The organism is Cytophagales bacterium, from assembly GCA_019456305.1.
Lineage (GTDB): Bacteria > Bacteroidota > Bacteroidia > Cytophagales > VRUD01 > VRUD01.
On record VRUD01000124.1, the window covers coordinates 1 to 7,323 of the forward strand.

Genomic DNA, 7,323 nt, shown 5'->3' on the forward strand with positions numbered 1-7,323 from the left:
GCTTTGGTAATTTCAAAATTAATTGAAAGAAATCCTTCAATAGATGTAAATCTGATAGAGGATGTGATATTTGGTGCAGCTAACCAGGCTGGCGAGGACAACAGGAATGTAGCAAGGATGGCGCTTTTGCTGGCAGGTTTGCCTATTGAAACAGGTGGTGTTACCATCAACAGGCTCTGTGCATCAAGCCTGCAATCTATCATGGACGCTTCAAGGGCTTTGATGTTGAATGAAGGAGCGGTTTACATTGCTGGTGGAGTAGAAAGCATGTCGCGTGCCCCCTTTGTTACGGCAAAGGCAGAAACAGCTTATTCCCGGAAAAATGAAACCTATGATACTACCATTGGCTGGCGGTTTGTAAATTCCAAATTGAAAGAAATGTACTTCCCTTATTCAATGGGAGAAACCGCTGAAAATGTGGCTAAAAAATGGAAAATATCCAGGAATGAACAGGATGAATTTGCATACAATTCACAATTAAAGTATAAAAAAGCCTATGAAGCAGGGAAATTTAAAGATGAGATCATTCCCGTACAGATCCCACAACGTAAAGGAGGCCTGGTAGTGATTGATACCGATGAACATCCCAGGTTCTCGCCCCTTGAAAAATTAGCAACACTCAAACCCGCTTTTGCTGAGAAAGGAACCGTTACAGCAGCAAACTCATCAGGAATAAATGACGGGGCTGCTGCTGCTATTATTGTCAATGAAGATACGCTTAAAAAATACAACTTAAAACCCATCGCAAGGATGGTATCTATGTCAATTGCAGGCGTTGACCCTGATTTTATGGGAATTGGTCCTGTACCTGCCACTGAGAAAGCTTTGAAACGTGCCGGTTTGAAAATGGAAGATATTGACCTGGTTGAGCTCAACGAAGCATTTGCTGCCCAATCCATAGCCTGTATTCGGGATCTGAACCTAAACCCTCATATCGTTAATGTGAATGGTGGCGCTATTGCTTTGGGGCATCCATTAGGAGCCAGCGGGGCAAGGATTTCAGCCACATTGCTGCATGAGATGAAAAAAAGAGATAATGTGAAATACGGGCTTGCTACGATGTGTATTGGAGTGGGGCAGGGGGCGGCTGTTGTTTTTGAGAAGTGTTGAAATTTGAACGGTTTTTAAAGTTTTAATTTTTCAGGTCTTGTCTGGCATTAAAAAAAGTGGCTCTAATCTAATTGTTGAATGTTTTGAAAACGCTGACTTCAGAAGTTTGATAAATTAAAAGCGTTGAGTTTTGTAAAGATCTCTATGTGTTATGAGGACGATTTTTTGGGATGATCCTCTTTATAAGAAATAAAAAAAGCCCACAATGCTATTAAAACCAATCCTGCAAGTATAGTGTAAAAAGCTTCCATATTATTCACATTTTTTAGGTGGAATTGTATAATAAGCCACCGCAATTAATATTATAACTACTAATATTATTAAAAGTCCTGCTATTAATGTTAACTTATTTGTTAAAATGCTCCCTATCAATCCTACAGTTGCAAGATATTTAGCAATATCCATCAACATCTTACCAAGTTCTTTTCTTCTATCTTCATTCTTCATAGCATAATTGCTAATTTCAATAAATTGCTAGTATCTTTACTATATATCTATGAAAATGCAAATTACAACAGTATTTATTTAAATTCCAAATTTTTTTTTAATAAAAACTTTAACTTTACAAATTAGAAGTTGCATTTCTAATTTGTAATTCAGATGAGATTTTTTATAGAAATCGCCTATAAAGGCACCAACTACCACGGCTGGCAAATCCAGCAAAACGCAAATACCGTTCAGCAGGAAATAAATAACGCATTAAGCAAAGTATTGCAATGCGAAATTAAAACTACCGGAAGCAGCCGCACTGATACGGGAGTGCATGCTTTACAGCAATTTGCACATTTTGATATTACCAATGGGATAAAGAATGTTTCCAATATTCTGTATAAGTTAAATTGTATCCTCCCGGAAGACATTGTGATCAAAAATATTTACAAGGTAAAAGATGATGTGCATGCACGATATGATGCTATTTCAAGAAGCTATGAGTACAGGATCTGCAAAAGTAAAGATCCTTTTTTAAAGGATACTTCTTATTTTTATAGTAGAACACTTAATATTGATAAAATGAATAAGGCAGCCAACTTACTTTTATCTTATAAAGATTTTACAACTTTCAGTAAACAGGATACTAAAGCAAAAAATAATTCATGCAATATTTTCAAAGCAGATTGGGAAGTTGATCATTCGCCTGCCCCGCCTGCGGTGGGGTTATTTGTCACTTCGAGAAGTTCCCGATTGCATCGGGACAGGCGGGATCTCCGCTTCGCTCCTACTGGTGATATGCTAATATTTTGTATCAGGGCTAACAGGTTTTTAAGAGGAATGGTCAGGGCTATTGTAGGTACTTTACTGGAAGTTGGATTGGAGAGAATGACTGTTAAAGAATTTGAAAACGTGATTGCAGGTAACGATCGTTCACGGGCAGGTTTTTCTGTGCCGGCAGAAGGGTTGTTTCTTATAAAAGTTGAGTATCCGGATTTTTTAGGTCAAATAATTTTAAATATTGAAAAATAAGAGGTATTTTTGAAGAAAAAAAATCAATATCATGAAAAAACAATTAAAATTAACTGCCATTTTTGTTCCTGCTGAAGAAGGCGGGTATACAGCCTACATAGAAGAATTAAGGGGGGTGGTTAGCGAAGGCGATACTTTAAAAGAAGCCCAGGAAAATTTGATGGATGCTTTAGCACTAATGCTGGAAACAGAGAGAGAAGAAGCAGAAAATCTACCACAAAACAATACGAAGATAATACGGAAAGAATTTTCTATAGCTGTATGAAAAGAAATACATTTATTAAACATCTTAAATTACATAACTGCTATTTTTTTAGAGAAGGTACAAAACACAGCATATACAAAAACTTTACAAATGGATATAAAACGTCAGTTCCGAGGCACCCTACACTGAGAAAATACACTTGTATTGAAATTTGTAAGCAATTAGAGATCCCTTCCCCTTTTTAAAACTAAAATGAATCGTCAATAATAATTATGCCTCAACCCCAGGACCAAACCGATAAAATATTTGACCGTAAGGTCATAAAGGAATTATTTGTTTTTGTAAAACCTTACATTGGCCTGTTTTATTTTTTGATCATCATTACATTCCTTCTTGCAGCCTTGTCTCCGGTCAAACCTTTGCTCATACAGTATACGGTTGACAATTATATTTTAACAGCAGATAAAAGCGGGCTTAGTATGATGATCATTTACATGGTTGGGTTGTTATTGATCCAGGCAGTGATACAATATGGGCACACCTATCTTTCAGGATGGCTCGGGCAAAATATTATCAAAGATATCAGAATTCAATTATACCGGCATGTACTGAAGCTGCGGCTGAAGTATTATGATAATACCCCTATCGGGAGACTTGTTACAAGAAATATCTCTGATGTTGAGACATTATCAGACGTGTTTAGCCAGGGTTTGGCCGCCCTTGCAGGTGATCTTCTGCAATTGATATTTATTATTGCAATAATGTTTTATACAGACTGGAGATTAACGCTGATAAGCCTTTCGGTGATCCCCTTTCTTGTACTAAGCACCTGGATCTTTAAAGAAAAAATAAAATATGCTTTTAGCCAGGTTCGTACAGCAGTTGCTAATTTGAATTCATTTGTACAGGAACATATTACCGGCATGAGCATTGTACAGATATTTAGCAGTGAACAAGCTGAATATGAGAAATTTAAAGTGATAAATCGTGAACATAAAAGGGCTAACTTAAAGACTGTTATGTATTTCTCTATATATTTTCCCGTATCCGAAGTATTGGCAGCAGCAGGTATAGGTTTGCTCGTATGGTATGGAGCCAAAGGGGTGTTGGAAGACCATGTTACCCTCGGTACACTTATTGCCTTTATTATGTATATCAATTTGTTTTACAGACCCCTCCGCATGATCGCTGACAGGTTTAATACGCTGCAATTAGGCATAGTTAGCACTGACAGGATCATTAAGCTTTTACACAATAAAGACTTTATTGCAAATAATGGTAGATATATTCCGTTAGAAATTCGAAATCCGATAAAAGGAAATGTCAGCTTTGAAAACGTTTGGTTTGCTTATAATGATCAGGATTATGTATTAAAGGATATATCTTTTGAAGTAAAAGCCGGAGAAACCATTGCCCTGGTAGGCGCTACAGGTGCAGGTAAAACTTCAATCGTTAATTTATTAAACAGGTTTTATGAGTTCAATAAAGGAAATATTAAAATAGATAATATTAGCATTAGAGAGTATGAATTATTTTCATTGAGGAAGAATATTGCAGTGGTGCTCCAGGATATTTTTCTTTTTTCAGGATCAATTGAAGAGAATATCAGCCTTGGGAATCCTGAGATCACAAAGAAGCATATGTGGTATGCAGCAGAGTTGATCGGAGCAGTAAAATTCATAGAAAAGCTACCGGGTAAATTTGATTATAAAGTGATGGAAAGAGGCGCTACACTATCTTATGGCCAAAGACAACTGATCTCTTTTATAAGAGCCATGGTCTATGATCCTAAGATCATTATACTGGATGAAGCAACATCTTCAGTGGATATAGAGACTGAAAGATTGATACAATCAGCAACAGAAAAGCTGATGCGGGGAAGAACCTCAATTGTAATAGCACACAGGTTATCAACTATCCAGGAAGCAGATAAAATTGTTGTTCTGGATAAGGGAGAGATCAAAGAAATGGGTAAACATGAAGAATTGCTTGAGCTGGGAGGGTATTATACGCAGTTGTATGATATGCAATATAGAAAAGTTGGCTGAGCAATTCTTTTTGGGAGGTGAGTGAAGGTTAGGGGTTAGGACTTAATTTTGAGGTTTTTATTTTGACAGGATTATTTTCTTGTTAATTACCTCATCACTAGTAATTAAACGAACGATATAAATGCCGTTGGGTTGGCTGCTCAGGTCAATTTGGTAGTTTTTTTGAAGGATTGGAGCTTCTAAAACCACATAAATTTCCTTTCCAAAGATATCATAAACAGCAATTTTTATACTTTTCTTATTATTTAAGCTGACTTCTAAATTAAATATGCCATTTGTTGCATTGGGATTTGTCGAATCTTGCAAAATAATCAACTTTATTTTGTTTGTCGGATGATGATTTACAACCCCATAATTGTCATACTATTCGTTTATCTCCTTATCAACATTTTCTATCTAAATATATTGTCTATAAATTATATAAAACACATATAATGAATGCCAGCTTATTAATAGCTGTATATCCTGCTGTATTTGGGTAGTTTGATAAATTAAATCTTAGCAAGGATTGAAGACTTAATCTAACTTTTTGTGATATGATATGCTCTACACCTAAACCCAATTCAGGTGCTAAGTCTAGTAATTTAAATTTATTATCATTAATTGTTATCTCTTTTGTATCATTATCATATAGGTAGGTATTTATTGAGAATATTTGGAAAATGGTATTGGCTCCTGCGAATATGTAGGGGACTAACTGTGAATTGTCATTTTGTATTTTAAATCTTATATTTAATGGTATTTCTAATAAATTTAAATTCTGTTTGATTAATAATGGGTATTTAATTAATTCATCATTTTCAGTATAAACTCCAAAAAACCGTAAATTAGGTTTATAAATTTTTAATGAATAATTAAGACCAAACGTTAAGGATAACCTTTTAGATAAGCTTAATTCAGAAATCAAACCAATCGTATAGCCAAAATTAACTTTATTTATTTTCTTTTTTTTCCCCCATCTATTATAGAAATTAAGATCAGGGGAAATATAGATACCAGCAAAATATTTTGATTTTTGTGTAGTATCAGGATCTGATTGTGCATAACTCAACAGGCTTGTAATAAATAAAATAACCAAAATTAAGATGGTTTTGTTTGTATGGATAGTTTTATTCAACCTTAATGATTTCTTTATTTATTTGATAATTGCCTGCCTGAAAGGTACAGATATATAGGCCTGATGGTAAATCTGAAATGTCTAACGATTTATTATATACCCCTCTCTGATATTGTTGGTTATCAATGATCTTAACTATTTCCTGGCCAAAAGAATTATATAAAATCAATGAAACCTCAGAAGGCTGACTTAAATAATAATCAATTATAATGGTTTTTGAAAAGGGATTGGGATAAATAAAAAACAGAGAACCTGTTTGATCTAAAGTCAACTGTAGGTTTTCTTGCTCATCCTCTACTATCTGTAATGTTTCAATAGATTGATTAGATGTATCTGAGTATCTACCTGGTGAACCTCCTATTGCTCCACAACCAATATATGCACGAAAACTGGAGCCACTTCTAAAACCATCTGTTAATCTAACAACTCTACCTGCACGAAATTCAACATTAGCCCCGCTGTTAATTTGAGTACCTGATATCAAGGTATTCTCAGCGATTATTCGCTTAATATTACCAGGTAAAGTTTTTACAGCTACTTGAAAATTTCCTACAAAACTGAATGTTTGATTGGTTAAAGGTGGGATTAATCCTCCCCCAAATGTAACTGATTTAAAATCACTATTGGGACAATTACAATTCCAATCCCAATAAATATCATCTAACCAGGCATGCCAGAGCCAAAAAATAGCTGCTGCAGGGGAATTAAAACCTCCCATTACGTGACCAATAGCAGTATGTACAGGGTTATGTTCATCTTCAAGATCAGATGCAAAGGCATCACTATCCGAATAATCACATATTCTATTATCCTGAAATCTGGCAAAATCACCGCCTGGAGTACGATCATCAAAACAAGATGAATTTAGAAAAGAACATCTAAAACCTGGTTCAATAGAATTTCTCCTGAAAAATTCCCACGGTATTGGTGTGCTTGGATCCCATTTTGGTAAAGGTACATATTGCAACTGTCCCTGACTGATTAACCAATTTTCAAGTCCCAGTACATAATCCCGATGCCAGTTAAGAAAAACAATTAATCCAGTACCATGTGGTGCATTATTAACATGGTTATTAATAATCGTTGTATTAAGATAATCTAAAATTAAATCTTTTAATTCTTCTATTTCAGTACCTGAATAGCTATTAATATTCCGCCTTCTACCAGCTTCCACATCTATAAGTGAAATAAAAAGAAACAGTAAACTAAAAGCTATAGAAAAAAAGATGCCTAAAGGATTTAGCTTTATTTTTATATGACTAAATAATATTTTCATAATTTAACATTGAATTAAATATCTTAATAAATTGAAATTTTTAATACTATTTTTTCTTTAATCCATTTAAAATTTCCTTCATCTCCATAATGTCCCTTTTCATTTC

At 34.6% G+C, this 7,323-nt stretch carries 9 protein-coding genes; 5 read left to right on the top strand and 4 right to left on the bottom strand.

Features of this window, described 5'->3' with window-relative positions:
- Positions 1 to 1,110 (top strand): acetyl-CoA C-acyltransferase (locus tag FVQ77_16850; GenBank protein ID MBW8051971.1); only part of this gene is annotated, 1,110 nt, incomplete at its 5' end.
- Positions 1,111 to 1,362: 252 nt separating this feature from the next.
- Here the strand turns inward: FVQ77_16850 and FVQ77_16855 are convergent.
- A complete protein-coding gene (locus FVQ77_16855) occupies positions 1,363 to 1,557 on the bottom strand; it encodes a hypothetical protein (protein ID MBW8051972.1) in 195 nt (64 codons plus the stop codon).
- A 153-nt stretch (positions 1,558 to 1,710) separates the two neighbouring features.
- Between FVQ77_16855 and truA the strand changes: the two genes are divergently transcribed.
- Genes truA through FVQ77_16875 form a run of 4 tightly spaced genes read left to right on the top strand, consistent with a single transcriptional unit; the run spans position 1,711 to position 4,824 of the window.
- Complete coding sequence (gene truA / locus FVQ77_16860; GenBank protein MBW8051973.1) at positions 1,711 to 2,571, top strand: tRNA pseudouridine(38-40) synthase TruA; 861 nt, start codon at positions 1,711 to 1,713, stop codon at positions 2,569 to 2,571.
- Positions 2,572 to 2,602: 31 nt separating this feature from the next.
- Positions 2,603 to 2,836, top strand: a complete 234-nt coding sequence (locus FVQ77_16865) for a type II toxin-antitoxin system HicB family antitoxin (GenBank protein MBW8051974.1) — start codon at positions 2,603 to 2,605, stop codon at positions 2,834 to 2,836.
- A complete protein-coding gene (locus FVQ77_16870; protein MBW8051975.1) occupies positions 2,833 to 3,021 on the top strand; it encodes a type II toxin-antitoxin system HicA family toxin in 189 nt (62 codons plus the stop codon). Before FVQ77_16865 ends, FVQ77_16870 begins: the two co-directional genes overlap by 4 nt.
- Positions 3,022 to 3,048: 27 nt before the next feature.
- Positions 3,049 to 4,824, top strand: a complete 1,776-nt coding sequence (locus tag FVQ77_16875; protein MBW8051976.1) for an ABC transporter ATP-binding protein — start codon at positions 3,049 to 3,051, stop codon at positions 4,822 to 4,824.
- A gap of 57 nt (positions 4,825 to 4,881) precedes the next feature.
- Here FVQ77_16875 and FVQ77_16880 read toward each other — a convergent pair whose 3' ends face one another.
- From FVQ77_16880 to FVQ77_16890, 3 genes are all read right to left on the bottom strand, one after another.
- Positions 4,882 to 5,145, bottom strand: a complete 264-nt coding sequence (locus FVQ77_16880; protein ID MBW8051977.1) for a T9SS type A sorting domain-containing protein — start codon at positions 5,143 to 5,145, stop codon at positions 4,882 to 4,884.
- 88 nt (positions 5,146 to 5,233) lie between these two features.
- A complete protein-coding gene (locus FVQ77_16885) occupies positions 5,234 to 5,959 on the bottom strand; it encodes a PorT family protein (protein MBW8051978.1) in 726 nt (241 codons plus the stop codon).
- A complete protein-coding gene (locus FVQ77_16890; protein ID MBW8051979.1) occupies positions 5,934 to 7,217 on the bottom strand; it encodes a T9SS type A sorting domain-containing protein in 1,284 nt (427 codons plus the stop codon). Before FVQ77_16890 ends, FVQ77_16885 begins: the two co-directional genes overlap by 26 nt.
- Between the last annotated feature and the right edge of the window lie 106 nt (positions 7,218 to 7,323).